This is a genomic window from Nonomuraea aurantiaca (genome assembly GCF_020215705.1).
GTDB lineage: Bacteria > Actinomycetota > Actinomycetes > Streptosporangiales > Streptosporangiaceae > Nonomuraea > Nonomuraea aurantiaca.
In genome coordinates this window covers 326,659-353,303 of record NZ_JAIWNB010000005.1, presented here as the reverse complement: position 1 = coordinate 353,303, position 26,645 = coordinate 326,659, and the positions used below count along the sequence as shown (strand labels likewise).

The 26,645-nt window shown below is 71.2% G+C and carries 25 protein-coding genes and 1 pseudogene; 16 read left to right on the top strand and 10 right to left on the bottom strand.

The features are described 5' to 3' along the window. Positions 1 to 8: 8 nt before the first annotated feature. Together dnaE and LDL49_RS15685 are read left to right on the top strand one after the other, a co-directional pair. Positions 9 to 3,526: pseudogene (dnaE, locus tag LDL49_RS15690) on the top strand (DNA polymerase III subunit alpha). Between the two features lie 14 nt (positions 3,527 to 3,540). Next, positions 3,541 to 4,908, top strand: a complete 1,368-nt coding sequence (locus LDL49_RS15685; RefSeq protein WP_225291763.1) for an amidase — start codon at positions 3,541 to 3,543, stop codon at positions 4,906 to 4,908. Between the two features lie 25 nt (positions 4,909 to 4,933). On the opposite strand, the gene LDL49_RS15680 is transcribed toward LDL49_RS15685, so the two are convergent. Then, positions 4,934 to 5,443 carry a hypothetical protein gene (locus LDL49_RS15680; protein WP_225291762.1) on the bottom strand — a complete coding sequence of 170 codons (510 nt, stop codon included), beginning with the start codon at positions 5,441 to 5,443 and terminating at the stop codon, positions 4,934 to 4,936. 63 nt (positions 5,444 to 5,506) lie between these two features. On the opposite strand from LDL49_RS15680, the gene murA reads away from it, so the two are divergent. Beyond that, positions 5,507 to 6,817, top strand: coding sequence for a UDP-N-acetylglucosamine 1-carboxyvinyltransferase (gene murA, locus LDL49_RS15675; protein WP_225291761.1), 1,311 nt, complete (start codon positions 5,507 to 5,509; stop codon positions 6,815 to 6,817). A gap of 58 nt (positions 6,818 to 6,875) precedes the next feature. Continuing rightward, positions 6,876 to 9,212, top strand: a complete 2,337-nt coding sequence (locus LDL49_RS15670; protein WP_225291760.1) for a transglycosylase domain-containing protein — start codon at positions 6,876 to 6,878, stop codon at positions 9,210 to 9,212. Here the strand turns inward: LDL49_RS15670 and ybaK are convergent. Together ybaK and LDL49_RS15660 are read right to left on the bottom strand one after the other, a co-directional pair. Next, positions 9,193 to 9,687 carry a Cys-tRNA(Pro) deacylase gene (gene ybaK, locus LDL49_RS15665; protein ID WP_225291759.1) on the bottom strand — a complete coding sequence of 165 codons (495 nt, stop codon included), beginning with the start codon at positions 9,685 to 9,687 and terminating at the stop codon, positions 9,193 to 9,195. The two genes, LDL49_RS15670 and ybaK, sit on opposite strands and share 20 nt — an antisense overlap. A 20-nt stretch (positions 9,688 to 9,707) precedes the next feature. Further along, positions 9,708 to 10,466, bottom strand: a complete 759-nt coding sequence (locus LDL49_RS15660) for an AraC family transcriptional regulator (RefSeq protein ID WP_225291758.1) — start codon at positions 10,464 to 10,466, stop codon at positions 9,708 to 9,710. Here LDL49_RS15660 and LDL49_RS15655 point away from each other — a divergent pair. Next, positions 10,389 to 11,672: an MFS transporter gene (locus tag LDL49_RS15655; RefSeq protein ID WP_225291757.1), complete on the top strand. Its 1,284-nt coding sequence runs from the start codon at positions 10,389 to 10,391 to the stop codon at positions 11,670 to 11,672. The two genes, LDL49_RS15660 and LDL49_RS15655, sit on opposite strands and share 78 nt — an antisense overlap. A gap of 12 nt (positions 11,673 to 11,684) precedes the next feature. Here LDL49_RS15655 and ligD read toward each other — a convergent pair whose 3' ends face one another. Both ligD and LDL49_RS15645 read right to left on the bottom strand, forming a co-directional pair. Beyond that, on the bottom strand, positions 11,685 to 12,674 hold the full coding sequence (ligD, locus tag LDL49_RS15650; RefSeq protein WP_225291756.1) for a non-homologous end-joining DNA ligase: 990 nt from the start codon (positions 12,672 to 12,674) through the stop codon (positions 11,685 to 11,687). Positions 12,675 to 12,731: 57 nt separating this feature from the next. After that, complete coding sequence (locus tag LDL49_RS15645) at positions 12,732 to 12,935, bottom strand: hypothetical protein (protein ID WP_225291755.1); 204 nt, start codon at positions 12,933 to 12,935, stop codon at positions 12,732 to 12,734. A 163-nt stretch (positions 12,936 to 13,098) separates the two neighbouring features. Here LDL49_RS15645 and hisD point away from each other — a divergent pair, with 163 nt between their 5' ends. Genes hisD through hisF form a run of 9 tightly spaced genes read left to right on the top strand, consistent with a single transcriptional unit; the run spans position 13,099 to position 19,178 of the window. Then, complete coding sequence (hisD, locus tag LDL49_RS15640) at positions 13,099 to 14,421, top strand: histidinol dehydrogenase (RefSeq protein ID WP_225291754.1); 1,323 nt, start codon at positions 13,099 to 13,101, stop codon at positions 14,419 to 14,421. 8 nt (positions 14,422 to 14,429) lie between these two features. Next, on the top strand, positions 14,430 to 15,515 hold the full coding sequence (locus tag LDL49_RS15635) for a histidinol-phosphate transaminase (RefSeq protein ID WP_225291753.1): 1,086 nt from the start codon (positions 14,430 to 14,432) through the stop codon (positions 15,513 to 15,515). Positions 15,516 to 15,574: 59 nt separating this feature from the next. Then, positions 15,575 to 16,168, top strand: coding sequence for an imidazoleglycerol-phosphate dehydratase HisB (gene hisB / locus LDL49_RS15630; RefSeq protein WP_225291752.1), 594 nt, complete (start codon positions 15,575 to 15,577; stop codon positions 16,166 to 16,168). Then, positions 16,165 to 16,320 (top strand): CG2302 family histidine operon protein, encoded by a 156-nt coding sequence (locus LDL49_RS15625; protein WP_225291751.1) that lies wholly within the window; start codon positions 16,165 to 16,167, stop codon positions 16,318 to 16,320. The genes hisB and LDL49_RS15625 overlap by 4 nt, the downstream gene beginning before the upstream one ends. Further along, a complete protein-coding gene (gene hisH, locus LDL49_RS15620) occupies positions 16,314 to 16,949 on the top strand; it encodes an imidazole glycerol phosphate synthase subunit HisH (protein WP_225291750.1) in 636 nt (211 codons plus the stop codon). Before LDL49_RS15625 ends, hisH begins: the two co-directional genes overlap by 7 nt. Further along, a complete protein-coding gene (locus LDL49_RS15615) occupies positions 16,942 to 17,271 on the top strand; it encodes a hypothetical protein (RefSeq protein ID WP_225291749.1) in 330 nt (109 codons plus the stop codon). Before hisH ends, LDL49_RS15615 begins: the two co-directional genes overlap by 8 nt. Continuing rightward, a complete protein-coding gene (priA, locus tag LDL49_RS15610) occupies positions 17,271 to 17,993 on the top strand; it encodes a bifunctional 1-(5-phosphoribosyl)-5-((5-phosphoribosylamino)methylideneamino)imidazole-4-carboxamide isomerase/phosphoribosylanthranilate isomerase PriA (RefSeq protein ID WP_225291748.1) in 723 nt (240 codons plus the stop codon). Before LDL49_RS15615 ends, priA begins: the two co-directional genes overlap by 1 nt. A gap of 19 nt (positions 17,994 to 18,012) precedes the next feature. Continuing rightward, on the top strand, positions 18,013 to 18,420 hold the full coding sequence (locus tag LDL49_RS15605) for a Rid family hydrolase (protein ID WP_225291841.1): 408 nt from the start codon (positions 18,013 to 18,015) through the stop codon (positions 18,418 to 18,420). Next, positions 18,417 to 19,178, top strand: a complete 762-nt coding sequence (gene hisF, locus LDL49_RS15600; RefSeq protein ID WP_225291747.1) for an imidazole glycerol phosphate synthase subunit HisF — start codon at positions 18,417 to 18,419, stop codon at positions 19,176 to 19,178. The genes LDL49_RS15605 and hisF overlap by 4 nt, the downstream gene beginning before the upstream one ends. 17 nt (positions 19,179 to 19,195) lie before the next feature. Here the strand turns inward: hisF and LDL49_RS15595 are convergent, their stop codons facing one another. The 3 genes from LDL49_RS15595 to LDL49_RS15585 form a co-directional block, all read right to left on the bottom strand. Continuing rightward, positions 19,196 to 20,557 carry a glutamine synthetase family protein gene (locus tag LDL49_RS15595; protein WP_225291746.1) on the bottom strand — a complete coding sequence of 454 codons (1,362 nt, stop codon included), beginning with the start codon at positions 20,555 to 20,557 and terminating at the stop codon, positions 19,196 to 19,198. A gap of 61 nt (positions 20,558 to 20,618) precedes the next feature. Then, positions 20,619 to 20,780 carry a cytochrome c family protein gene (locus LDL49_RS15590; RefSeq protein ID WP_214637633.1) on the bottom strand — a complete coding sequence of 54 codons (162 nt, stop codon included), beginning with the start codon at positions 20,778 to 20,780 and terminating at the stop codon, positions 20,619 to 20,621. Between the two features lie 170 nt (positions 20,781 to 20,950). Beyond that, positions 20,951 to 21,580: a TIGR03085 family metal-binding protein gene (locus tag LDL49_RS15585; protein ID WP_225291745.1), complete on the bottom strand. Its 630-nt coding sequence runs from the start codon at positions 21,578 to 21,580 to the stop codon at positions 20,951 to 20,953. Positions 21,581 to 21,692: 112 nt separating this feature from the next. Between LDL49_RS15585 and LDL49_RS15580 the strand changes: the two genes are divergently transcribed. Both LDL49_RS15580 and LDL49_RS15575 read left to right on the top strand, forming a co-directional pair. Then, entirely contained in the window at positions 21,693 to 23,474 is a 1,782-nt protein-coding gene (locus LDL49_RS15580) for an ABC transporter ATP-binding protein (protein WP_225291840.1), read from the top strand. Then, positions 23,471 to 25,255, top strand: coding sequence for an ABC transporter ATP-binding protein (locus LDL49_RS15575; protein WP_225291744.1), 1,785 nt, complete (start codon positions 23,471 to 23,473; stop codon positions 25,253 to 25,255). The genes LDL49_RS15580 and LDL49_RS15575 overlap by 4 nt, the downstream gene beginning before the upstream one ends. An 11-nt stretch (positions 25,256 to 25,266) precedes the next feature. Here LDL49_RS15575 and LDL49_RS15570 read toward each other — a convergent pair whose 3' ends face one another. Together LDL49_RS15570 and LDL49_RS15565 are read right to left on the bottom strand one after the other, a co-directional pair. Beyond that, positions 25,267 to 25,656 (bottom strand): ATP-binding protein, encoded by a 390-nt coding sequence (locus LDL49_RS15570; RefSeq protein ID WP_225291743.1) that lies wholly within the window; start codon positions 25,654 to 25,656, stop codon positions 25,267 to 25,269. Then, complete coding sequence (locus LDL49_RS15565) at positions 25,649 to 26,470, bottom strand: MEDS and STAS domain-containing protein (protein ID WP_225291742.1); 822 nt, start codon at positions 26,468 to 26,470, stop codon at positions 25,649 to 25,651. The genes LDL49_RS15570 and LDL49_RS15565 overlap by 8 nt, the downstream gene beginning before the upstream one ends. Positions 26,471 to 26,645: the final 175 nt, after the last annotated feature.

Genomic DNA, 26,645 nt, shown 5'->3' with positions numbered 1-26,645 from the left:
GCCGCTCCATGTCGTCCAGCGACTCGTTCGTGCATCTGCATGTCCATACCGAATACTCGATGCTCGACGGGGCCGCGCGCCTCGAGCAGCTGGTCGGTCGGGTCGGCGAGCTGGGGATGCCGGCGATCGCGATCACCGATCACGGCAACCTGCACGGCGCCTACGACTTCTACCGGCGGGTCACCGCGGCGGGCGTCAAGCCGGTGATCGGGATCGAGGCATACTTCGCCCCGGAGTCGCGCCACACCAAGAAGCCGGTGCTGTGGGGCGAGCCGCACCAGAGGCGCGACGACGTCTCCGCGGGTGGCCACTACACCCACATGACGATCTGGGCGCGCGACAAGGTCGGACTGCACAACCTGATGCGGCTGTCCTCGCGCGCCTACACCGAGGGTTTCGTCCGCAAGTGGGCGCGGATGGACGCCGAGATCCTCGCCGAGCACGCCGCCGGGCTGATGGCCACCACCGGCTGCCCGTCGGGCGAGGTGCAGACCAGGCTGCGGCTCGGCCAGTACGACGAGGCGCGCGCCGCCGCCGCGAAATTTCAGGAGATCTTCGGCAGGGACAACTTCTTCCTGGAGATCATGGACCACGGCCTCGACATCGAGCGCCGGGTCCGCGACGGGCTGAGCCGCATCAGCCGCGACCTCGGCCTTCCGCCGCTGGTCACCAACGACTCCCACTACACCTACGCGTCCGACGCCGCCGCCCACGACGCCCTGCTGTGCGTCCAGACCGGAAAGCAACTGTCCGACCCCGACCGGCTGCGCTTCGACGGCAGCGGCTACTACCTCAAGAGCGCCGCCGAGATGCGCGCGGTCGACTCCTCCGACCTGTGGGCCGAGGGCTGCCGCAACACGCTGCTGGTGGCCGAGAAGGTCGATCCGACCGGGTTCTTCGCGTTCAAGAACCTGATGCCCACCTATCCGGTCCCCGAAGGGACGACCGAGCGGGAGTTCTTCCGCAAGACGGTCTGGGAGGGCATGGAGCGGCGCTGGCCGGCGGGCTTCGACGACGAGCATCGCCGTCGGGCCGCCTACGAGATGGGCGTCATCGAGCAGATGGGCTTCCCGAGCTACTTCCTCGTGGTCGCCGACTTCATCATGTGGGCCAAGGAGCAGGGCATCCGGGTCGGTCCTGGCCGAGGCTCGGCGGCGGGCTCGCTGGTGGCCTACGCGATGGGCATCACCGACCTCGACCCGCTGCCGCACGGCCTGATCTTCGAGCGGTTCCTCAACCCCGAGCGCGTCTCCATGCCCGACGTCGACATCGACTTCGACGAGCGCAGGCGGGCCGAGGTGATCCGCTACGTGACGGAGAAGTGGGGCGCCGACAAGGTCGCCATGATCGTCACGTTCGGCACCATCAAGGCCAAGGCCGCCGTCAAGGACGCGGGCCGCGTCCTCGGCTTCCCCTACGCGCTCGGCGACAAGGTGTCCAAGGCGTTCCCGCCCGCGGTGATGGGCAAGGACATCCCGCTGGCGGGCATCTTCGACGAGGGCCACCCCCGCTTCGCCGAGGCGGGCGAGCTGCGCCGGCTCTACGCCGACGACGTCGATGCCAGGGCGGCGATGGACCTCGCCAAGGCCTGGAGGGCCTGATCAGGCAGACCGGCGTGCACGCCGCGGGCGTCATCATGTCGGCCGAGGTGCTCACCGACCACGTCCCGGTCATGCGCCGCGAGTCCGACGGCGCGATCATCACGCAGTTCGACTATCCGGCCTGCGAGGCGCTCGGCCTGCTGAAGATGGACTTCCTTGGCCTGCGCAACCTCACGATCATGGACGACTGCCTCAAGATGATCGAGGCGACCTCCGGTGAGCGGATCGACCCGCTGACGCTGCCGCTCGACGACCGCAAGACCTACGAGCTGCTCGGCCGGGGCGACACGCTGGGCGTCTTCCAGCTCGACGGTGGCGGCATGCGCTCGCTGCTGCGGCTGATGAAGCCCGACGGCTTCGACGACTGCTCCGCTCTCATCGCGCTCTACCGCCCCGGCCCGATGGGCGCCGACTCGCACACCAACTACGCGCTGCGCAAGACCGGCCGGCAGGAGATCACGCCGATCCACGCCGAGCTGGAGGAGCCGCTGGCCGACATCCTCGGCACGACCTACGGCCTGATCATCTATCAGGAGCAGGTCATGGCCATCGCGCAGAAGGTCGCCGGGTTCTCGCTCGGCAAGGCCGACCTGCTGCGCCGGGCGATGGGCAAGAAGAAGAAGTCCGAGCTGGCCGAGCAGTTCGCGTCCTTCGAGAGCGGCATGCGGGCCAACGGCTACTCCGCCGCGGCGATCAGGAGGCTGTGGGACATCCTGCTGCCCTTCTCCGACTACGCCTTCAACAAGGCCCACTCCGCCGCCTACGGTCTCATCGCCTACTGGACCGCCTACCTCAAGGCCAACCACCCGGCCGCCTACATGGCCGCGCTGCTGTCGAGCGTCAAGGACGACAAGGACAAGTCAGCCCTCTACCTCCACGAATGCCGCCGCATGGGCATCAAGGTGCTCCCGCCCGACGTCAACGACTCCGACTTCGACTTCACCCCGCGCGGCGCCGACATCCGCTTCGGCCTGTCGGCGATCCGTAACGTGGGCGGCAACGTCGTCGACGGCATCATCGCCGCGCGCGGGCAGAAGGGCCGCTTCGCCGACTTCACCGACTTCCTGCGCAAGGTCCCGGCGCCCGTCTGCAACAAGCGGGTGATCGAGTCGCTGATCAAGGCGGGGGCCTTCGACTCGCTCGGCCACGTACGCAAGGGCCTGATCCTGGTGCACGAGCAGGCCGTCGACGCGATCGTCGACATCAAGAAGCACGAGGCCATCGGCCAGGACTCCCTGTTCGGCGCCGTCGAGGACCAGACGTTCGACGTACGGATCCCGGTGGGGGAGTGGGACAAGCGCACCCTGCTCCAGTTCGAGCGGGAGATGCTCGGCCTGTACGTCTCCGACCACCCGCTGTTCGGTCTGGAGCACGTCCTCGCCTCGGGGGCCGACTGCTCCATCGCAGAGCTCCAGGACGACAGCCGCACCGACGGGCAGATCGTCACGGTCGGCGGCATCCTGAGCGGCCTGCAGCGCAAGCTCACCAAGAAGGGCGAGACCTGGGTGCTCACCCAGCTGGAAGACCTCGAAGGCGCGATCGAGGTGCTGATCTTCCCGTCGGCCTACCAGCTGAGCTCGACGATCCTGGCCGAGGACGCGCTCGTCTTCGTCAAAGGGCGCCTCGACAAGCGGGAGGACGTGGCCAAGATCATCGCGATGGAGGTCACGGTGCCCGACTTATCGCGGGAGCCGGGCGGGCCGCTGCTGGTGAGCCTGCCGCTGACCCGCTGCACGCCGTCGGTGGTGGGGCGGCTGAAGGAGATCCTGGCCGCGCATCCCGGCACGTCGGAGGTGCATCTGCAGGTGTGCGACGGGCCCAGGACGACGGTCATGCGGGTCGGCGACGGGCTCCGGGTGGCGCCGTCGACGGCCCTGATGGGCGACCTCAAGCAGCTCCTCGGCCCTGCCTGCCTAGGCACGTGAGCGACAATCGGATCGTGACCGCACCGCACTACCTGACCGCGACCGAGATGGCCCACCTGGTCAGGACTCACCAGGTGAGCGCCGTCGAGCTGCTCCAAGCCCACCTCGACCGCATCGAGCAGGTCAACCCCCAGGTCAACGCCATCGTGACGCTGGTCGCCGAGCAGGCGCTGGACGCCGCCAAGGCCGCCGACGCCGGTGAGGTGACGGGGCCGCTGCACGGGGTGCCGGTGGCGCACAAGGACCTCGTCGACACCAAGGGCATCCGCACCACCTACGGGTCGCCGATCTACGCCGACCACATCCCCGAGAAGGACGACGTGATCGTGGAGCGGCTCAGGTCGGCCGGGGCGATCCTCGTGGGCAAGACCAACACGCCGGAGTTCGGCACCGGCTCCCACACGGTCAACGAGGTGTTCGGGGCCACCCGCAACCCCTACGACCTGTCCAGGTCCGCCGGGGGCAGCAGCGGCGGGGCGGCAGCGGCGCTGGCGTCCGGGATGGTGCCGCTCGCCGACGGGTCCGACATGGGCGGGTCGCTGCGCAACCCGGCCTCGTTCTGCAACGTCGTGGGGCTACGGCCGACGCCGGGCCGGGTGCCCGCCCTGTCGGACCAGGCCGCCTGGTACACGCTGTCCGTCCAGGGGCCGATGGCCAGGACGGTCGACGACCTGACCCTGATGATGTCGGTTATTTCGGGATTCGACGCTCGGTCTCCGTACTCGATCACCGAGGACTTCACCCCCGACGGGCGCGACGTCGCCGGGCTGCGCGTGGCCTGGAGCCCCGACCTGGGCGGGCTGCCGGTGGACCCCGAGACGGCGGCGGTCACCGCGACGGCGCCTGGCGTGCTCGAACAGCTCGGCGCGCGCGTCGAGCAGGTCGAGCTGGACCTGTCGGACGCCGACGACGCCTTCCGCGTCTACCGGGCCTGGTACTACACGCTCGCCTTCGGCGAGCTCGACGGGCTGGGCGCCAACACCGCCTGGAACGTCGAGCAGGGCCGCAAGCTCACGGGCGCCGACCTGGCCAGGGCCGAACGCCTGCGCAGCGGCCTCTACCACCGCATGGCGGCCTTCTTCGACACCTATGACGTGCTGATCGCCCCGGTCAGCCAGGTGCCGCCGTTCCCCGTCGAGCACCCCTACGTGAGCGAGATCAACGGGGTCCGGCTGCCCGACTACCTGGCGTGGATGCGCTCCGCGTACTGGATCAGCGTCCTGCACGCGCCCGCCGCGTCGGTCCCCGCCGGGTTCACGCGGTCGGGGCTGCCGGTCGGCGTGCAGATCGTCGGCCGGCCGTTCGCCGACGCCACCGTGCTGCGCGTGGCCCGCGCCTTCGAGCGGGCCACCGAGCACGGCCTGCGCCGCCCGCCCCTCTGACCGGCGGTCCTTTGAGAAGGCGCCGTCAACCGATCCCGTACGGCTTGCGCAGCGGCGACTCGCGATACCCGTGCATGCCCTCCAGCAGCCCGAAGAAGCCCACCGCGACCAGCGGCCAGGACACGATCACGCCCGTGGCGGTCAGCGCCAGCGACCCGGGGACGACCTTCACCCCGGGCTCGGCCGCGGCCTCCACGACCACCACGCCGAACGTGAACGTCGAACCCACCCAGAGCGTGAGGAACGCCGCCAGCACCCCGCCGGCGCCGAGCCCCAGCAGCACGGCGAGCTGGTGCCGCCGGCCGAGGAACCACGCGAGCGCCCCGCAGGCCAGCCCGAGCCCGCCGGTGATCACCGCGTACCATCCGTCGGCGGCGATCAGCGCCTGCGTGGACGGGTCCGCAAGCACCGGCCCCTGCGGCGTGACCTGGTACGGCGCGCGGGGAGACAGGTGGGACCACAGCAGTCCGGCCAGCACGGCCAGGGTGGCGAGGATGAGGACAGTAACCGCAAATGCGCGAACATGCCTCGCCACGCCGCTCCCCCTCACATTTACCTCTTAATCAGGTCGATCGTATCTCCCGGCTAGGCTCGCTTCGTGATTGAAGACAAGGTCTGGCTGATCGAACCCTCCGGCCCCCTCAGGGGTGACGTCGAAGTACGCGGGTCCAAGAACGCGGTGTCCAAGCACATGGTCGCCGCCATGCTGGGCACCGGGGAGAGCATCATCCACAACGTCCCCGAGGTCGGCGAGGTCGGCATCACGGCGGCGATGCTCGACGCGCTGGGCATCAACGTGGAGATCGACCGGGGGGAGATCCGCATCGGGCAGGGCCCGGAGATCAGGCCGCGGGTGCCCGACGCGTTCACCGGCCTGAACCGCATCCCCATCCTCATGCTGGGCCCGCTGCTGCACCTGGCGGGGGAGGCGTTCGTGCCGCTGGTCGGCGGCGACCCGATCGGCCGGCGGCCGGTGAACTTCCACGTCGAGGCGCTGCGCGCGATGGGCGCCGAGGTCGAGGTGGGCGACACCGGGATCTTCGCCAAGGCCAAGCGGCTGAACGGAACCCGGCTGGAGCTGCCCTATCCGAGTGTCGGGGCGACCGAGACGATCCTCATGTCCGCGGTGCTGGCCGAGGGCAAGACCGTGGTGAAGAACGCGGCGATGGAGCCCGAGGTCGTGGAGCTGGCGCTGTTCCTGCAGCGGATGGGCGCCAGGATCGAGCTCTCGCCCGACCGCAGGATCGTCATCGAGGGCGTCGAGCGGCTGCACGGCGCCTCCATCTGGCTCGCGGGCGACCGCATCGAGGCGTTCTCCTACCTCGCGGCCGGCCTGATCACCGGCGGCGAGGTGCGGGTGCACGGCTGCCCGCAGGACCGGCTGGTCACCGCGATCACCACGCTGGCCAGGATGGGCGCCCGGTTCGACATCAACGACGAATACCTGTGCGCCACCGCGCCGCCCGAGGGGCTGCGCGCGGCGGCCGTGCAGACCGACACGCATCCCGGGTTCATGACCGACTGGCAGACGCCGCTCATGGTGCTGTTCACGCAGAGCCAGGGCATGTCGGTGCTGCACGAGACCGTCTTCGAGAACCGCCTGGTGTACGTCCCGGCGCTGCAGAAGATGGGCTGCGAGATCGAGGTGTTCGACCAGTGCCTGGGCGGCCCGGCCTGCCGCTACCACGACACGAACGCCAGGCACTCGGCCGTCGTGCGGGGCGTGTCACAGCTCAAGGGCGCGGACGTGACGCTGCCCGACATCCGGGCCGGATTCTCGGCCGTGCTGGCCGCCGCGGTGGCGGACGGGACCTCGACGCTCCGCGGCGTCAACCACATCGAGCGCGGCTATCACCAGCCGTTCGAGCAGTTCGCGTCACTTGGTCTGAATATCCGCAGACAACAGTAAAGACGCGCGAGGCCGGTGTTTGCCGGGGCCTTCCCAGCCGCAGATCATCTGAGTGACTGTGCTCAGATCCGTCGGCGTGCTCGCCGTGGCCGGGGCGATCGGCGGGGTCCTGGCGGCGGCGCTGGCCGCCCCGGTCGTGACCGGGGCGGGCCTGTCCGCCAAGAACGTCGCCACGACGTTCGTCGACCTGCCGCCCGCCCCTCGTGAGGAGCCGCTGTCCCAGGTGACCCGCCTCCTCGACCGGAACGGCAAGCAGTTCGCCCAGTTCTACGAGGCCAACCGGACGACGGTCCGGCTCGACCAGGTGGCGCCCGTGATGCGCAAGGCGATCGTGGCCATCGAGGACGCCCGGTTCTACGAGCACGGCGGCCTGGACGTCAAGGGCACGCTCCGGGCACTGCTCACCAACACGCAGGCGGGCGGGATCAAGCAGGGCGGCTCGTCGCTCACCCAGCAGCTGGTCAAGAACATCCTGGTGGAGGGCGCCCGAAGCGACGCCGAGCGCGACCGGGCCCGCGCGCCCAACCTGGCCAGGAAGATCACCGAGCTGCGGTACGCGCTGGCGATGGAGGAGAAGTACCGCAAGGACGAGATTCTGGAGAAATACCTGAACATCGCGTACTTCGGCGCGGGCGCTCATGGCGTCGAGGCGGCGGCCAGGCGGTTCTTCTCGACCACGGCCGCCCGCCTTACCCTGACCCAGGCGGCCACGCTCGCGGGGGCCGTGCGCGTACCGTACTCGACCGATCCCTCGCTGGGTGAGCGGCACCTGGACCGGCTGCGGCAGCGGCGCGACATCGTGCTGGACCGGATGGCCGGGGTGGGCGCGATCTCGCCGCAGGAGGCGGCCGCGGCCAAGCAGACCGGCCTCGACCTCAAGCTCCGGCCCGAGCCCGGCGGCTGCGCGCAGAGCGACTACCCGTTCTATTGCTATTACGTTCAGCGGGAGCTCCTGACCAACCCCGCCTTCGGCAACACCGCGGTCAAACGGCAGGCCAGGATGAGCACCGGCGGTCTGGTGATCCGTACGAGCCTCGACCCGGTGGCGCAGCGGGCCGCCGAGCACGCCATCCGGCGGCGGGTGCACCCCGACGACACCCAGGTGGCCGCCGAGGCCATGGTCGAGCCGGGCACCGGGCGGATCACGGCGATGGCGGCGAGCAAGCGCTTCGGCCGCAACCCGGGCAACAAGAAGAACGGCGCCAGGACCACGTTCAACCTGCCGGCCGACATGGCGCACGGCGGCGGGATGGGGTTCCAGGCCGGCTCCACGTTCAAGGTGTTCACCCTGGCCACGGCGCTGAAGCAGGGCTGGCGGTTCGGAGACGGGTTTCAGACGCCCGGCGAGCTGACGCCCGATCAGGGCTATCGCGACTGCCACGGCCGGCGCGTCAACGACCCGCGCACGACCATCTACAACGCCTCCGGCGAGGGCGCCGGCGGCCCGCACAGCCTGGAGACCGGCACCTGGAAGTCGGTCAACATCTTCTACATGATGCTGGAGCGCAAGGTCGGCCTCTGCAACGTGGTCACGACCGCCAAGGCGCTGGGCGTCTCCCGCGCCGACGGGACGCCGCTGCGCGAGGTGCCCACGTTCACGCTCGGGGCCAACGAGATGGACCCGGTGACGGTGGCGGCGGCGTTCGCGACGTTCGCGGCCAGGGGGAGGTACTGCCGGCCGCTGGCGATCGTGGAGATCACCGGCCGGGCCGGCGAACGCACCCGGGTGCCGCCCGCCTGCGAGGAGGCCATCGACCGGCCGGTGGCCGACGCGGTCAACTGGGTGCTGCGCGGCGTCTTCACCGAGGGCACCATGCGCGGCCAGAGCATCGACCGCCCCGCGGCGGGCAAGACGGGCACCAACAACGGCTACACCTCGGCGTGGTTCGCCGGGTACACCCCGGACCTGGCGGCGGCGGTCAGCGTCGGTGACATCAGGGGCGCCTACCGCTTCCCCCTGCAGAACGTCCAGATCGGCGACGAGTACTACGGCTCCGTGCAGGGCGCCTCGCTACCGGGCCCGATCTGGGTCGACTCGATGCAGGAGGCCCTGCGCGACACCGCCCCGTCGGGCTTCCCCGGCCCCGACATGTCCCGCTTCGGCGGCGGCTACACCCCGGGCCTGAAGGAGGCGCTGGAGGCGGAGGCGAAGGCCCGCCACGAGCACGAGCGGCCCGCCTGGGACAGGCACCGGAAGTTCGCCCACCGCAGACGCTTCACGTTCATGGAGCCATGGAACCGCCGGGACGTCCGGGAACCGCGGCATCGCCGTGACGCCCTGGAACGGCGTCCCGACGATGCCCTGGAACCGCGGCGTCCCGGTGGGCCACGGCGTCCCCGTGATCTCCTGGAGCCACGTCATCGCCGTGAAAGGATCAACCGGCACCACCGATAGCGGCGGTAAGGGCGCCGGTCAGCGAGATCAGGTTGGCGGGGGCGGTCTCGATCTGCAGCCCCCGCTTGCCCGCGGAGAAGTAGATCGTCGCGAACTCCAGAGCCGACGCGTCGACCACGGTCGGCAGCCTCTTGCGCTGGCCGAGCGGGCTGATGCCGCCGACCACGTAGCCCGTGACGCGCTCGACCTTCGCCGCGTCGGCCATGGCGGCCTTCTTGCCTCCGAGCGCCGCCGCCAGCGCCTTGAGGTCGAGCTTGCCGGAGACCGGCACGACCGCCACCGCGAGCGCGCCCTCCACCTCGGCCACCAGCGTCTTGAAGATCCGCTCGTGCGGCACGCCGAGCGCGTCGGCCGCCTCCTCGCCATAGGCCTGCGCGTGGGCATCGTGCTCGTACGGATGAAGGGTGAACTCCGCCTTGGCCTTCGTCAGCGCCACCGTGGCCGGAGTGCCCCCTTGGGCTTTCGCTCTGCTCACAGGATGTCAGTGTAGCGAATCTACATTGTAAAGGCGCGGCCCGGGGTGTACCCGAGAGCCCGCCGGAACGCGACGATGAAGGCGCTGGCGGTGGCCCAGCCGCAGCGGTGCGCCACCGTGGTGACCGCGAGCCCGTCGGCCAGCAGCAGCAACGCGTGGTGCAGGCGCAGCTGCGTACGCCATTGCGGGAAGGTCATCCCCAGCTCGCTCCGGCAGAGCCGGGCCAGCGTGCGGTCGCTGGTGCCTGCCTGCCGCCCGAACTGGGCGAGCGTGCGGGGGTCGGCCGGGTCGTCGTGCAGGAGCGCGCAGACGGCGGCCAGCCGGGGATCCCGGGCCGTGGGCAGGTGGAAGGGCTGCTCGGGGGAGCGGCGGAGCTGGTCCAGCAGGACGGCCCGCAGTCGCTGCCGCTCGGCGCCGCCGTCGTCGGGGTCCGGTCCCACAGCGGCGGCGGTGTAGGCGATGATCAGCTCGCGCAGCAGCGGGCCGACGGCCAGCACGGCGGGCCGGTCGAGGCGCAGGGGGTTGTCGGCGACGGGCAGACCGACGAGCCGCAGGTCGGTGTCGCCGTGCGCCCGATGCTCGTGGACGGTTCCGGCCGGCACCCAGATGGCCCGGTTGGCCGGGGCCACCCAGGTGCCCGCGCTCGTCGTCACCGACAGGACGCCCCGGCAGGCGTAGGTGATCTGGTGGGTGTCGTGGCGATGCGCGTCGATCCCGGTGCCGGGCGCGAGCGGCCGGATCCCGGTGGGCGCCTCCGAAAGATGGCGGATTTCCATCATGAGTTGGCATTTTATCGGAAGCGGGCCAGGTCATCCCGGAGCGACGATCGGAAGGTGAAGGCGAACAAGATCATGATGCTGGCCGCCGGCCATGCCGGTGTGGATGTGTACCAAGGGGCGGTTCCGGCGCTGGTGCCCTTCCTGGTGGCGCAGCGCGGTTACGGGTACGTCGCCGCGTCGGGCATCGTGCTCGCCGCGACGCTGTTGTCCTCGATCGTGCAGCCGGTCTTCGGCGCGCTCACGGACCGCCGGCGGATGCCGGGGCTGATCCCGGTCAGCATGCTCACGGCCGGGCTCGGGGTGGCGCTCAGCGGTGTCACCGACGTGTACGTCCTCACCTGGCTGGCGGTGGCGCTGTCGGGCCTGGGCGTGGCGGCCTACCATCCGGAGTCGGCCCGCCTGGCCAGGATCGCCAGCGAGGGCAGTCACGTGCGGATGAGCTGGTTCTCGCTGGGCGGCACGCTCGGCTTCGCCACCGCGCCGATCGTGGTCACGCCATTGCTGTCGCTGTGGGGGCTGGGCGCCTCGCCGTTGCTGGTCGTCCCCGCCGTGGTGGGCGCGCTGCTCACGCTCACCGTGATCCGCTCGCTGTCCCGTCACGGTGAGCGGGCTCGGGCGAGCGCGCGTTCGGCCGGGCGTGACGACTGGCCGTCGTTCGTCCGGCTCACGCTGGTGATCGTCTTCCGGTCGATCGCGTACGTGGGGTTGAGCGCGTTCGTCGCCCTCTACATGGGCGGTGGCGCGGCGGGGGCGGTGGCGTTGTTCGTGCTGTTCGCCGGGGGTGCGGTGGGGACGCTCCTCGGCGGCCGGATGGCGGGCCGCTGGGGGCGGGTGCGCACCATGTGCCTGGCGTACGCGGCCGCCGTCCCGGCCATCGCCGGGGTGGTGCTGGCGCCGGGTCCTTCCGCGTACGTGTTCATCGCGGCCTCCTCGATCACCCTGTACGCCCCGTTCTCGCTGCATGTGACGCTGGGCCAGGACTTCCTGCCCAACCGGCTGGGCACCGCCAGCGGCGTCACACTCGGCCTGGCGGTGAGCGCCGGTGGCCTGACCAGCCCGCTCGTCGGGGCGGTGGCGGAGGCCACCTCGCTCCGGGTCGCGCTCGCCGGCCTGATCGCTTTCCCGGCCCTGGCCTGGCTGCTGGCCCGTACGCTCAAGGACCCCGCTCCGGCCGTACGGGAGCCGCTGCCCGCTCCCGGCGCGTAGCGATCGAGGGGCTCAGCCGGCGGCCCAGTCGCCGGTGTCCAGGCGTACGTCGTCCGGCTCGCGATCGGGGCGCAGGCCGCGCCAGGAGGGGTGGCGCAGGCGGCCGTCGCCGGTCACCTCGGCGTACTGGACCTCGCCCACCAGGCGCGGCTCGACCCAGTGCGCGTCGCGGGCGTGCTCGCGGGGCACCGGTACCGCGAAGGGCGACTCAGGCCGCTCCAGCGGGGTGAGGCGCTCGTGCAGGTCGTCCAGCATCGCCTGGGTGAAGCCGGTGCCCACGTGGCCGACGAACAGCAGCCTCCCGTCGCGGTCGTGCGCGCCGAGCAGCAGGGAGCCGATCGTGCCCGCGCGCCGGCCCGCGCCGGCCTTCCAGCCGCCGACGATCACCTCGACGGCCGTGAGGTTCTTGACCTTCGTCCATTCGGAGCTGCGCCGGCCCGGCCGGTACGGCGACGACAGGCGTTTGCACACCACGCCCTCCAGGCCGAGCCGGCGAGAGGAGTCGAGCGCGCCCTCCGCGTGGTCGTGGAACCACACCGGCACCTGCCAGCGGAAGCCGGGCGTCAGGACCCGCTCCAGGAGCTCACGGCGTTCGGTGTAGGGCCGGCCGATGGTGCTGTCGGAGCCGAGGTGCAGCAGGTCGAACGCCATGAGCGTCACCGGTACGGTCCTGGCCAGCTCGGCGACCTTGGCCGGGTGGCGCTGGTGCATGCGGGGTTGCAACGCGCCGAAGCTGGGCCGTCCGGCGTCGTCGAAGGCCACGATCTCCCCGTCGACGACCGCCGGCCGCCGGCCGGTGGCGCCCGCCATCAGCTGCAGTTCGGGGTAGGCCGCGGTGACGTCCTTGCCGTTGCGCGACAGCAGCCGGACGCCGCCGTCCTCCAGGTAGACGAGGGCGCGCACGCCGTCCCACTTCATCTCGACAGCCCACTCGTCCCCGCGTACCGACGGCAGGGAGCCGAGCTGAGCCAGCATCGGCGCGTAGACCGGCAGCTGCGCCATGACCCCTGGCATACCCCTGGGGCAAGATCGGCACAAGGGGCGGGGGTCTGCAGATGGTCAAGCCGGGCGACGGCCTCCGTCGCGTGGCTCTTCGACCAGTTCGGCCAGGTCGACGCCGTGCCCGCCGAGCTCCTCGACGCGGGAGCAGTAGCCGCGGAAGTAGGCCCGGCCGTTGACCTGCCGGGAAACGCGCAGCAGCGGCCGGTTGCCGAGCACGATCGCCTCGACGACGATGCCGTCCGGTCCGCGCCACTTTGCCATGCCGCCAGCGTACGAGATTCGTATATAAAAGGACAAATGCGTATAAAACCGGACAAGGCGTGCCGCCCGGAAAGTCCCCGAGCGGGGCCTTCGGGGCGACGCGCCCCCGTCCCGGATACTGGACAGAACCGGATTCAGGGAGGGGACTCCGTAAACTGGGTGGGTGATTTCCCGTATTGACATGCGCGGTTCCCTCCCGGCGAACCTGCGCGACGTGCTGCCCCGCGCCGAGCTCGACGTCGAGGCCGCCCTGGAGAAGGTGCGGCCCATCTGCGACGCGGTCCGCCATCGGGGGGCGGCAGCCGTACGGGAGCTGACCGCCAGGTTCGACGGTGTCGAGGTCCAGCAGGCCCGGGTGCCGCGGGAGGCGATCCAGGCGGCGCTGCGGGAGCTGCGGCCGGAGGTCGTGGCCGCGCTGGAGGAGGCGATCCGGCGCACCAGGCTGGTCCACCGCGACCAGCGCCGCGCCGACGTCACGACCCGCGTCGTGCCGGGCGGCACCGTGACCGAGCGGTGGGTGCCGGTCGACCGCGTGGGCCTCTATGTCCCCGGCGGGCGCGCCGTCTACCCGTCGAGCGTGGTCATGAACGTGGTCCCGGCCCAGGAGGCGGGCGTGGAGTCGCTCGCCGTGGCGAGCCCGCCCCAGGCGGACAACGGCGGGCTGCCGCACCCCACGATCCTGGCGGCCTGCGCGCTGCTGGGCGTGGACGAGGTCTACTCCGTGGGCGGCGCCCAGGCGGTGGCGATGTTCGCCTACGGCACCGAGGAGTGCCCGGCCGTCGGCATGGTGACCGGGCCCGGCAACATCTGGGTGGCCGCCGCCAAGCGCCTGCTCAAGGGCCGCATCGGCATCGACTCCGAGGCGGGGCCGACGGAGATCGCGATCCTGGCCGATGAGACGGCCGACCCGGTGCACGTGGCGTCCGACCTGATCAGCCAGGCCGAGCACGACGTGATCGCGGCGGCCGTGCTGGTCACCGACAGCCTCCGGCTGGCCGAGGCCGTGGAGAAGGAGCTGCCGGCCCAGGTCGGCGTCACCAAGCACGCCCAGCGCATCACCGAGGCGCTCGGCGGCCGGCAGTCCGGCATCGTGCTGGTCGACAGCATCGACGACGGACTCAAGGTCGTCGACGCCTACGCCGCCGAGCACCTGGAGATCCAGACCGCCGACGCGGCGGCCGTCGCAGCGCGGGTCCGCAACGCGGGCGCGATCTTCGTGGGGCCCTACGCTCCGGTGTCGCTCGGCGACTACCTGGCCGGCTCCAACCACGTGCTGCCCACGGGCGGCTGCGCCTGCCACTCCAGCGGCCTGTCGGTGCAGTCGTTCCTGCGCGGCATCCACGTCGTCGACTACACGCGCGAGGCGCTGGCCGAGGCGGCCGGGCACGTGACGGTGCTCGCCGACGCCGAGGACCTTCCGGCGCACGGCGCCGCCATCCGCGCCCGCTTCGACTGGCAGGTCCCATCGCGAAACGAGGCTCAGTGAATCCCCGCGTGAATCCTGACGTGACGCTCGCCGACCTGCCGATCCGCGACGACCTCCGGGGCCGCACCCCCTACGGCGCTCCGCAGATCGACGTGCCCGTCAGGCTCAACACCAACGAGAACCCCTACCCGCCCTCCCCGGCCCTGGTCGCCGACCTGGCGGAGGAGGTGCGCGCGAGCGCGGCCGAGCTCAACCGCTACCCCGACCGGGACGCCGAGGCGCTCCGCGCCGACCTGGCCGGCTACCTGGGTCACGGACTGACCAAGGACCAGGTCTGGGCGGCCAACGGCTCCAACGAGATCCTCCAGCAGATCCTTCAGGCGTTCGGCTCCTACGGGCGCACCGCGCTGGGCTTCGAGCCGTCCTACTCGATGCACCCGATCATCACCACCGGCACCAGCACGGAGTGGATCTCGGGGGCCCGCGAGCCCGACTTCTCGCTCGATCCGGACAAGGCGGTCGCCGCGGTCGAGGAGCACCGGCCCGACATCGTGTTCCTGACCTCGCCCAACAACCCGACCGGCACCGCGCTGCCGATGGAGACGATCAGCCGGGTGCTCGGCGCGGCCAAGGGCATGGTCGTGGTCGACGAGGCCTACGCCGAGTTCGCCCGGCAGGGCACGCCCTCGGCGCTCACCCTGCTGCCGGAGCACCCGAGGCTGATCGTCACGCGGACCATGTCCAAGGCGTTCGCCATGGCGGGCACCCGTCTGGGCTATCTGGCCGCGCACCCGGCCGTGATCGACGCGCTGCTGCTGGTGCGGCTGCCCTACCACCTGTCGACGCTCACCCAGACGGCGGCCCGCGTGGCGCTGCGGCACCGGGCCGAGCTGCTCGCCACGGTCGACGCGCTCAGGCAGGAACGCGACGACATCGTGGCCTGGCTGCGTGATAAGGGGTTGACCGTCGCCGATTCCGACGCCAACTTCGTGCTGTTCGGGCGCTTCGCCGACCGGCGGAAGGTGTGGGAGGCGCTGCTGGCGAGTGGTGTGCTCATCCGCGAGGTGGGGCCGCCAGAATGGCTGCGGGTGTCGATCGGCACCGATGAGGAGATGGCGGCGTTCCGCGCCGCCCTGGAGGGAGTCCTGCTGTGAGCGAGCCAACCAACGGAAACGGCGCTGCTGCGGCTCACAGCCCCGACGAAGGTGGGCCGGTGGGCCGGGTCGGTCGCGTCGAGCGTGCGACGAAGGAGACCTCGGTCCTGGTCGAGGTGGGTCTCGACGGCACGGGCCGGGTCGACGTCTCGACCGGGGTCGGCTTCTTCGACCACATGCTGGCGCAGCTCGGCAAGCACGGGCTGTTCGACCTGACGGTCAAGACCGAGGGCGACCTGCACATCGACTCGCACCACACGATCGAGGACACGGCGCTCGCGCTGGGCGCCGCGTTCCGCGAGGCCCTGGGCGACAAATCGGGCATCAGGCGGTTCGGTAATGCGTCGTGCCCGCTGGACGAGTCGCTCGCCCAGGTGACCGTCGACCTGTCGGGCCGACCCTACCTGGTGCACGCCGAGCCCGAGGGCATGGCGCCGATGATCGGGCCCGACTACGACACGACGATGACGCGCCACGTCCTGGAGTCGTTCGTCGCCCAGGCGGCGATCTGCCTGCACGTACGCGTGCCCTACGGCCGCAACGCGCATCACATCGTCGAGGCCCAGTTCAAGGCGCTGGCCAGGGCGCTGCGCGAGGCGTCGGAGTTCGACCCGCGCGCCACGGGCGTGCCGAGCACCAAGGGCGTCCTGTGACCGGCAACACGATCGCCATCGTCATGGTGTTCATCGGGCTGTTCCTCATCGGCGGCGTGTTCTCGCTGGGCAGGCAGGGGCTCAAGTTCGGCGCCGCCGCCTGCGCGCTCGGCGCCGCGCTGGCGATCACCGCGGGGGTGATGTGGTGGTGAAGAACATCGTCGTGCTCGACTACGGGTCGGGCAACCTGCGTTCGGCCGAGCGGGCCCTGGCCCGGGTGGGCGCGAACGTGACCGTCACCTCCGACTTCGACGCCGCGCTCGAGTGCGACGGCCTGGTCGTGCCGGGCGTCGGGGCGTTCGAGGCGTGCATGGCGGGCCTCAAGAGTGTGTACGGCGAGCGGATCATCGGCCGGCGGCTGGCCGGTGGCCGCCCGGTGCTCGGCATCTGCGTCGGCATGCAGATCCTGTTCGCCAGGGGAGTGGAGCACGGGGTCGAGACCGAGGGCTGCGGCGAGTGGCCGGGCACGGTCGAGCGGCTCGACGCGCCCGTCCTGCCGCACATGGGCTGGAACACCGTCAAGGCGCCCGCGGGCAGCGCGCTGTTCGCCGGGATCGACGAGGCGACGCGCTTCTACTTCGTGCACTCCTACGGCGTGCGCGAGTGGGAGCTGCACCCGGGCGACGGCTTCGCCGAGCCGCTGGTCACCTGGGCCGAGCACGGCGTGCCGTTCGTGGCGGCCGTGGAGAACGGCCCGCTGATGGCCACCCAGTTCCATCCGGAGAAATCCGGCGACGCCGGCGCCGCGCTGCTGTCCAACTGGCTCGGCACCCTTGAGTAAGGAGCGGGCGCGCCGCCGGGCCGAGCGTGAGGCGGAGCGGGCGCGCGCGATCCGGCTCAACGAGGCACGGCAGGCGCGGGCCGCGCGCCGCCGCGCCTTACTCGGCCGGCTGGTCCCGCGCCCGGTCCGGATCGCCCGGCAGGGCGGTCTGCTCGCCCGCCGCCGCCGCGGCCAGAACGCCGTGGTGGGATTGCTCTTCGTGCTGGTCCAGGTGGTGGCGTGGCTCGTGTGGGGCGCGCCGCTCCTCAGCCTGGCCGTGTTCGTGTTTTCCCTGCTGCTGGCACCCGTTGTCATGACTCTCGCTTTCGACCGGAGGACCTGATGTCGCTCGTATTGCTCCCCGCCGTGGACGTCGCGGACGGCCAGGCCGTACGCCTCGTCCAGGGTGCGGCCGGGACCGAGACTGGCTACGGCGAGCCGCTCGCCGCGGCGCTGGCCTGGCAGGAGGCGGGCGCGGAGTGGATCCACCTGGTCGACCTCGACGCCGCCTTCGGCCGGGGCTCCAACCGGGAGCTGCTCACCGACCTGATCGGCCGGCTCGACGTGAACGTGGAGCTGTCGGGCGGCATCCGTGACGACGCCTCGCTGGCCGCGGCGCTGGCCACCGGCTGCCGCCGGGTCAACATCGGCACGGCCGCGCTGGAGAACCCCGAATGGTGCCGCCGGGTCATCGCCGAGCACGGCGACAAGATCGCCGTGGGGCTGGACGTCCGCGGCACGACTCTGGCCGCCCGCGGCTGGACCCAGGAGGCCGGGGACCTGTGGGAGGTGCTCGAACGCCTGGAGGCCGACGGCTGCCCCCGCTACGTGGTCACCGACGTCACCAAGGACGGCACCCTGCGCGGGCCCAACCTGGACCTGCTTCGCGAGGTCTGCAAGCGCACCGACAAGCCGGTGGTGGCCAGCGGCGGCGTCTCCTCTCTCGACGACCTGGTCGCGCTGGCCGCGCTGGTGCCCGACGGCGTGGAGGGTGCCATCGTGGGCAAGGCCCTTTACGCTCAAGCTTTCACGCTGGAGAGCGCGTTGATCGCGGTTCGCGCTTAGTTCCTCGGGAGGGGGCGTGATGGGCAGCAGCATGAGCATGGAGAGCACCGGACCAAGGGTGTTCTCCGGAGGCATCTGGGAAGAGAGATACGGCTACGCGAGGGCGGTGGTCGTCGGTGACCGGGTGATCGTGTCCGGATGCACCGCCACCGTCGACGGCGAGGTACGTCACCACGGTGACGCCTACCTGCAGAGCAGGACGGCCATGGACATCGCCCTCGAAGCGGTCGCGATGGGCGGCCTGAGCAGGGAGGACGTCGTCATGGTCCGCTACTACGTGGTCGAGCACGGCCACTTCGACCAGGTCGGGCGGGCGATCGGCGAGGTGTTCGGGCGGGTACGCCCCGCCTGCACCGGCGTCCGCGTCGCCGGGCTGGTGGATCCCAACATGCTGGTCGAGATCGAGATCGAGGCGCTTCGGGCATGACGGTAGCCGTACGGGTGATCCCGTGCCTGGACGTGGACGCCGGGCGCGTGGTCAAGGGTGTCAACTTCGCGAACCTGCGCGACGCGGGCGACCCGGTCGAGCTGGCCAGGCGCTACGACGCCGAGGGGGCCGACGAGCTGACCTTCCTCGACATCACCGCCTCGTCGGGCGAGCGCGAGACCATGCTCGACGTGGTGCGCAGGACCGCCGAGCAGGTGTTCATCCCGCTCACCGTGGGCGGCGGCATCCGCTCGGTCGACGACGTCAACCGGCTGCTGCGCGCGGGAGCCGACAAGGTGTCGCTCAACACCGCCGCCATCGCCCGGCCCGAGCTGCTCACCGAGGCGTCGCGGCGCTTCGGCGCGCAGTGCGTGGTGCTGTCGGTCGACGCGCGGCGGGCGCCGGGCACCGCGAGCGGCTTCGAGGTGACCACGCACGGCGGGCGCCGCGGCACCGGCATGGACGCGGTCGAGTGGGCCGCGCGCGGTGAGGAGCTCGGCGTCGGCGAGATCCTGCTCAACTCGATGGACGGCGACGGCACGCTCGACGGTTACGACCTCGAGCTGCTGCACGCGGTCAGGGCCGCGGTCCGGGTGCCGGTGATCGCCAGCGGTGGCGCCGGGCGGCTGGCGGACTTCCCTCCGGCGGTCGCGGCCGGCGCCGACGCGGTGCTGGCGGCCAGCGTGTTCCACTTCGGGACGCTGAAGATCTCCGAGGTCAAGGACACGCTGCGGATGGCCGGCCACCCGGTCCGCTAGAACCTGCGGACGGTCGGCTAGAACACCCGCATGTGGTGGAAGAGCTCATAGGAGGCGTCCTTGGCCGCGAACGCGGCGGCCTCGGACCGCTTCACGGCCAGGTACGCGCTACGCCGTAGCGGGCCGAGCGCTTCCATGAGCACCTCGTCCGCCTCCAGGGCGTCGAGCGCCTCCTCCAGTGAGGCGGGCAGGCGCGGGTAGCGGCCGGGCCGGGTGTCGGGGTCGACGTCGACCGCCTCGCCGGGGTCCAGCTTGCGCCGGATCCCGTCGAGGCCGGCGTGGATGACCGCGCCGAGCGACAGGTAGGGGTTGGCCGAGGAGTCGGACGGCTTCAGCTCCAGGTTCGGCTCGCCGCTCTCGCCGAGCGGTGAGCAGACCCGGATCGCCGCCTCCCGGTTGTCGGGGCCGTAGACGGCGTAGGCGCTGGCCCACGTACGCGGTGCCAGCCGCCGGAAGCCGTTGACGCTGCCGCAGGTCAGCGCGGTCAGGGCGGGCAGGTGGGCGATCAGGCCGCCGATGAAGCCCGCCCGCAGCTCGCCGTCGTCGGCGAAGACGTTCTGGGTGTCGTTCCACAGGGACAGGTGCAGGTGGGCGCCGTTGCCCGCCTGGTCGGCCAGCGGCTTGGGGGCCAGGGACGCCCACATCGACATGCGCATCGCGACCCCGCGCACGGTCTCGCGGTAGAGGACGTGGTTGTCGGCGGCCCGTAGCGCGGGCGCGTGGCGTACGGACAGCTCCTGCTGGCCCGGTCCGAGCTCGGGATGGTAGTGCTCGACGTGCAGGCCCTGCGTCTCCAGGGCGCGCATCAGCTTGATCGTGTAGTCGTGGGCGGTGTCGAAGCCGGTGGCGGCGTAGCACAGCGTGTCGTCGAGAGGCACCAGCCGGTCGAAGCCGCCCGCGGGGTCGGGCAGCCGCCGGCCGAGCGTGAACTCCGGCTCGAAGGCGGCCAGCAGCGTGTAGCCCTCGTCCGCCAGCGCGCCGACCGCGTCCTTGAGGAAGGTGCGTGCGCAGGCCGCCCAGGGTGAGCCGTCCGGCTCGCGGAGATCGGAGAGCATCGCCGCGGCGCCGGGAGCGTGGGGGAGCGGGACGAAGGTCGAGGGATCGGGGACGATGCGCACCTCGCCCACCGGACCCAGGTGCTCGACCTCCTGCAACTGGTCGAGCATGTTCATCGCCATCATCGCCACCGTGTGCCCTATCCCGGTGTTGAGTCGCTCGGCGAGTCGCGACCGGGATGCCGCCTTCCCACGGATGACGCCTCCGTGGTCGGCGTACAGGAACCGGATCAGCTCGATCCCCTCGATCTCGGCGCGTTCGAGAACGCGCCGGGCGTGGGGATCAGGCTGATTGAGTTTGGTGACGCTCGGACGATCTCTCATTCTGCCTGCGTAACACGATCTGGCATCGTGGGGAAGCGTCTAGCGCAGACAGAACCACACGTCAGGTCAGCACATTGGTAAAGAAGACAGCCAACTGGTTAGCGCCATGAACGATCCCGTCGAACACGCCGTTGACCGCGGATGCGGCCTGGGCCGGCCGGGTGAACAGGTAGAAGATCACGAACGCCACTAGCACGTACGTGACCACCTTCTTGACCTGCATGGGGGCCTCCTGCAGTCCATTCCCAGCCGTATATACCCGGATCTGGGCGATCCTTGGCATCTTCTGTGAAGACGTTCCTTGATCCTAACCGGGGGGCTTGTTTCTCACGCCATGGTAAGGCCAAGAGGTATCGGCGAGGCCCCTACGGAACCCCGGAAGTTGGCGTGCCATCACATGCCCAGTTTGGTGTTCTGGAGCCGGGCGACGGCGTCGGCATCGCCCGTCAGTTCGACCCTGGCGTGCTCCTGACGTCCGAAGCAGAACAGCACCAGCTCGCCCGCCCGGCCCGTCACCTCCACCTTCGGGCCCTGCTGCGCGCCGCCCAGCGTCACGCCGCCGCCCAGGCGGTGCAGCACCACGCCCACGGGTGATCGGCGCAGCATGAGCCGTCCGCCGCCGGCCACCCGCTTCCACAGGATCTGCTCCAGGTCGGCGGGCAGCTCGCGCGGCTCCCACTCCGGCTGCGCGCGGCGCACGTCCTCGTGGTGGACGAAGAACTCCAGGGTGTTGACGGCGTCGTCGAGGAAGGGGAGCACGCCGTACACGCCGCCCGGTTTGCGGACCAGGTCGACCAGCTCGGGGTAGGAGTGCTTGGCCTTCAGCCCCTCCTGCACCGAGGCCGTGTAGCCGGCCAGCGGCTTGAGGGCGATGCCGCCCATCGCGTCGGGCCGGCGCTCGCGCAGGACCAGATGGGCGGCCAGGTCAGAGGTGTTCCAGCCCGTGCAGAGCGTCGGCGCGTCCGGGCCGAGCCGGTCGAGCAGGTCGCACAGCGCGGCGCGTTCGCTACGAGCGTGAGTCACCCGGCCAACCCTACCCGCGGGAATAACGTGTTGATCGCCCGTGATACTGACATATGTAGAAATGGGCGGGGAAAGGAAAATTTGCGTGGCGACCAAGGTCACCTCGGCTGTCATGCGTCAAGGGCTTCGCGTCCTTGGGGTGGCCGTCCGTACGGAGAAGGCGGTGTTCGCCGCGGCCGTCCTGGCCAGCGCGCTCTACGGTGGCATGACCGTGGCCTCCGCCTGGGCTCTCGGCTGGGCCACCCAGAACGTCGTACTCCCCGCGTTCAACAAGGGCGACACCGCCGCGGGCGCGCTCTGGACCGGAGTGCTGCTCATCATGGGCGCGGCGCTGCTCAAATCCATCGGCGTGGCGGGCCGCCGGATCCTGGCCGGGCTGCTGCAGTACCGCATGCAGGCCCGCTCGCGGCGCGCGGTCACCAGGCAGTACCTGCGGCTGCCGTTGTCGTGGCACCACCAGCACCCGACCGGGCAGCTGCTGTCCAACGCCAGCGCCGACGCCGAGGCGGCCTGGGCGCCGCTCGCGCCGCTGCCCATGGCCGTCGGCGTGATCGTCATGCTGTTCACCGCGGCGATCGGCATGCTGCTCACCGATCCCATGCTCGCCCTGGTGGGCTTCCTGATCTTCCCGGCCATCGCCGTACTGAACCTGATCTACCAGCGCCGCCTCAGCCCGCTCGCCACCCGAGCGCAGCAACTGCGCGCGGAGGTCAGCGAGATCGCGCACGAGAGCTTCGACGGCGCGCTCGTCGTCAAGACGCTCGGCAGGGAGGCGATGGAGACCGAGCGCTTCCGGCGGCGCGCGCACGAGCTGCGTGACGCGAACATTGCCGTCGGGCGGGTGCGCGGGCTGTTCGACCCTCTGCTGGAGGCCCTGCCCACGCTCGGCGTGCTCGCGGTGCTCGGCGTCGGCGCGCTGCGGCTGTCCACCAGCTCGATCGACTCGGGCGAGCTGGTGCAGGTCGCCTACCTGTTCACGCTGCTGTCCTTCCCCATCAGGGCGCTCGGCTGGGTGCTGGCGGAGCTGCCGCGCAGCGTGGTCGGCTGGCAGCGGGTGCAGGCCGTACTGGACGCCGAGGGGTCCATGGAGTACGGCGAGGTCGCGCTCAGCGAGGCCCGGCCCGCCAAGCTGGAGGTCTCGGGCGTCTCCTACGCCTACGGCGCGGACGAGGTGCTGCACGACGTCACCTTCGACGTGCCGGCCGGCGGCACCGTCGCGCTGGTGGGGCCGACCGGGTCCGGCAAGTCGACGCTGGTGCAGCTGCTCGTGCGGCTGGTCGACCCGGCTTCCGGACAGGTGCTGCTGGACGGCGTCGACGTGCGCCGGCTCGCCTACGGCGGGCTGGCCGAGGCCGTCGCGCTCGTACCGCAGCAGACGTTCCTGTTCGACGACACCGTACGCGGCAACATCGCGCTCGGGCTGGACACCGACGACGAGGACGTGTGGGCGGCGCTGCGCGTGGCCCAGGCCGACGGGTTCGTCGCCAGGCTCGCCTCGGGGCTCGACACGCGCGTCGGCGAACGCGGCACGTCGCTGTCCGGCGGCCAGCGCCAGCGGCTCGCGCTGGCCCGCGCGGTCGTCCGCCGCCCGCGTCTGCTCATCCTCGACGACGCCACCTCCAGCGTCGATCCGCAGGTCGAGGCCAAGATCCTGTACGGCCTGCGCGACGCGGCGTCGAGCGTCGTGGTCGTCGCCTACCGGATGGCCACGATCGCGCTGGCCGACGAGATCGTCTACCTGGACCGGGGACGGGTCGTCGACCGGGGCAGCCACGATGAGCTGCTGGAGCGCTGCGAGGGCTACCGGAACCTGGTGACCGCCTACGAGCGGGAGGAGGCCGAACGGGCGGCCATCGAGATTGAGCCGATCGAGGAAGAAGAGGTCAGCGCATGAGCGTGGAGCAGGGGATCCGCGGCAACGCCGAGCGGTCGGCGCTGGCCACGATCCGCCAGGGGTTCTCGCTCACGCCGGAGTTCCGCAGGGGCCTGGCGGGGACGCTGGCGCTGGCCGTCGCCGCCACCGGCGGCAAGATCATCGTGCCGATCGCGGTGCAGCAGACCATCGACACCGGCCTCAAGGGTGGCACCCCCGACCTGCCGTACATCTGGCGGGCTGTCGCCCTGTGCGCCGCCGCCGTGATCCTGACCGCCCTCGCCGGATATGTCATGAACGTTCGCCTCTACAAGGCGACCGAGTCCTCACTGGCCACCCTGCGCGTCCGCGGCTTCCGCCACGTGCACGACCTGTCCGTGCTCACCCAGAACACCGAGCGCCGCGGCGCCCTCGTCTCCCGCGTCACCAACGACATCGACCAGATCAGCACGTTCATGCAATGGGGCGGGCTGATGATCATCGTGGCGTTCGGCCAGGTGCTCGTGGCCAGCGTGCTGATGTTCGTCTACTCCTGGCAGCTCACGCTGCTGGTCTGGGCCTGCTTCATCCCGCTGGTGATCGCGCTGCCGCGCTTCCAGCGCTGGCTGTCCGGCGCCTACACCACCGTCCGCGAGCGGACCGGCGACATGCTCGCCGCCGTCAGCGAGTCCGTCGTCGGCGCCGCCGTCATCAGGGCGTACGCCTCCGAGCGGCGCACCGCCGACCGCATCGACACCGCCGTCGACGCCAACAGGTCCGCGCAGATCAAGGCGCAGACGATCGTCGGGTTCGTCTTCCCGCTGACCGAGATCGTGGCCGCCGTGGCCATCTCCGGGATCGTCCTGCTCGGGGTCCGGCTCGGGCTGTCGGGCGAGATCACGGCCGGGCGGCTGGTGGCGTTCCTGTTCCTCGTCACGTTGTTCGTCTCGCCCCTGCAGACCGCCACCGAGGTGCTGAACGAGGCCCAGAACGCGGTCGCCGGCTGGCGGCGCATCCTCGGCGTCCTCGACACCCCGCCGGACGTGGCCGACCCGGGCGACGCCGGCGTGGACCTGCCGCGCGGCCCGATCTCCGTCGCCTTCGAGGACGTGCACTTCAACTACCCCGGCGGCGTCCCCGTACTGCGCGAGGTCACGCTGTCGATCCCGCCGCGCTCGCGCATCGCGATCGTGGGCGAGACCGGCTCCGGCAAGACGACGTTCGCCAAACTGCTCACCCGGCTCATGGACCCGGTCGCGGGCCGCGTCACCGTCGACGGCCACGACCTGCGCGACGTGCGCTTCTCCTCGCTGCGCGAGCGCATCGTGATGGTGCCGCAGGACGGCTTCCTGTTCGACGGCACCCTGGAGCAGAACGTCCGCTACGGCCGGCCCGCCGCCACGCGCGAGGAGATCCTGCTGGCCATGACCGAACTCGGCCTGGCCGACTGGCTGGAGGGCCTGCCCGCCGGCCTCGACACCCCCGTGGGCCAGCGCGGCGAGTCGCTCTCGGCGGGCGAACGCCAGCTCGTCGCGCTCGCCCGCGCCTACCTGGCCGACCCCGACCTGCTGCTGCTCGACGAGGCCACCTCGGCGGTCGACCCGGCGACGGAGGTACGGCTGGCGCGGGCGCTCGAAGGCGTCACCAGGGGGCGGACGGCCATCTCGATCGCCCACCGGCTGTCGACGGCCGAGAACGCGAACGAGGTGCTCGTCTTCGACGCGGGGCGGCTGGTACAGCGGGGGTCGCACGCCGAACTGGTGACGGAGCCGGGCGTGTACGCGGACCTGCACGCCTCCTGGGTGTCGGCGGCTCGCTCGTAGCGTCTTGGGGCTCATTCCTGGGCGGCGGCGAATCGTACGCTGGTGCCGCCTGGCCCGGAGGCGACCGTGACCTGGTCGCACAGCAGCCTGGTCAGCCACAACCCGCGCCCGCGCGGTTCGTACTCCGGCGGAGTGTGAGAGGCACCCGTCCAGCCGGGCGGCAGGCCCGGCCCTTCGTCGGTCACCTCGCACCAGAGCCGGTCCTCGTGCCACCACAGCCGTAGCCGCCCGCTGCCGCCACCGTGCAGCACGGCGTTCGTGGTGATCTCGTTGACCGCCAGCACGAAGTCCTCCAGCCGCTTGCCCGCCAGTCCCTCCCCGGCCGCGCGCTCGGAGACCAATCGGCGCAGGGCGGTGATCCGCCCCTGCGCGAACCCCGTACAGAGGACCTGTCTACCCATCGTCGGCCCGGCGGACGGCGATGACCTCGTCGGCCCTGATCAGCCGCAGCACGCGCGCCACCGTCCCGCGGCACACCACCACCGTGCGATGGTGATGGGCCGCGGCCCGTGCCAGCGCCGTCAGCGCGAGCAACTGGGCCGACCCGGCGTCGATGAAGTCGAGCCCCGTCGCGTCGATGACCACCTCGGCCGTCACCGCCTCCAGCTGGGTCAGCACCGAGGCGAACGCCGGCCTGTTGGTGATGTCGATGTCACCCGACAGCCGCAGCCCCGGCCGCGTGTTGGCGTACCGCAGCAGGGCCTGCCCCGGCGCGATCGGATGGATGGCCGCCGCCCGGTTGACGGCCGCGGCCGAGTAGAGCCCGCGATCGTACTGGCACACGGCCGCCAGCCACCGCTCACCGAACAGCGCGTTGACCGCCGCCTCGAACTCCTCCCGCCCCGCCGCGTCCCGCACTCCCCAGGCCGCGTCGACCAGCGCGTAGACACCGCGATGTCCCTGCTCCCTGGCCAGCTCGCCGGCCGCGACCAGCTCGCCCAGCAGCCACGCGGGCCCGTCCGCGCCCGCGTACGCCGTGATCTCGACCCGCCCCGCCGCCTCCGCGGCGGCCAGCCCCGGCACAAGCGGCGCCAGCCACTCCCGCGTCCGCTCCGGCGTGTCGGTGTGGGTGATGATCACCACTTTGGTCCGGCGGCGCAGCCCGTTCGCCGTGAACGCCCTGGTGGCGGCCATCCGCTCCCGATCTCCCTGGAACGGCAGGCAGACGTGATCGCCCAGGTCGGGATCGAGGACGGAACCCGCGACGTCCACCACGATCGTCCCTCCCTGCCGTGCGTCTGGGGTGCGTCTGCCGTATGTCTGCTGCGCGTCGCAGAGAAAATACTCCGCCGCTCATCATTACGTAATGCGTTCTTCGCAAAACCCTCGGTAACGTGGCGCGTTCCGGTGTACCTTTTCCGCGGGGGCCGCTAGTGGCGGAGTCATGAGG

Bases quoted from the DNA above. Each gene is read 5' to 3' on its own strand.
- priA (WP_225291748.1), top strand. From the start codon at position 17,271: ATGTCGCTCGTATTGCTCCCCGCCGTGGACGTCGCGGACGGCCAGGCC.
- LDL49_RS15570 (WP_225291743.1), bottom strand. From the start codon at position 25,656: ATGGGTAGACAGGTCCTCTGTACGGGGTTCGCGCAGGGGCGGATCACC.
- LDL49_RS15645 (WP_225291755.1), bottom strand. From the start codon at position 12,935: ATGGCAAAGTGGCGCGGACCGGACGGCATCGTCGTCGAGGCGATCGTG.
- LDL49_RS15580 (WP_225291840.1), top strand. From the start codon at position 21,693: ATGCGTCAAGGGCTTCGCGTCCTTGGGGTGGCCGTCCGTACGGAGAAG.
- LDL49_RS15595 (WP_225291746.1), bottom strand. From the start codon at position 20,557: ATGAGAGATCGTCCGAGCGTCACCAAACTCAATCAGCCTGATCCCCAC.
- LDL49_RS15660 (WP_225291758.1), bottom strand. From the start codon at position 10,466: ATGATGGAAATCCGCCATCTTTCGGAGGCGCCCACCGGGATCCGGCCG.
- LDL49_RS15575 (WP_225291744.1), top strand. From the start codon at position 23,471: ATGAGCGTGGAGCAGGGGATCCGCGGCAACGCCGAGCGGTCGGCGCTG.
- LDL49_RS15605 (WP_225291841.1), top strand. From the start codon at position 18,013: ATGGGCAGCAGCATGAGCATGGAGAGCACCGGACCAAGGGTGTTCTCC.
- hisF (WP_225291747.1), top strand. From the start codon at position 18,417: ATGACGGTAGCCGTACGGGTGATCCCGTGCCTGGACGTGGACGCCGGG.
- ligD (WP_225291756.1), bottom strand. From the start codon at position 12,674: ATGGCGCAGCTGCCGGTCTACGCGCCGATGCTGGCTCAGCTCGGCTCC.
- LDL49_RS15590 (WP_214637633.1), bottom strand. From the start codon at position 20,780: ATGCAGGTCAAGAAGGTGGTCACGTACGTGCTAGTGGCGTTCGTGATC.
- LDL49_RS15655 (WP_225291757.1), top strand. From the start codon at position 10,389: ATGCGCGTCGATCCCGGTGCCGGGCGCGAGCGGCCGGATCCCGGTGGG.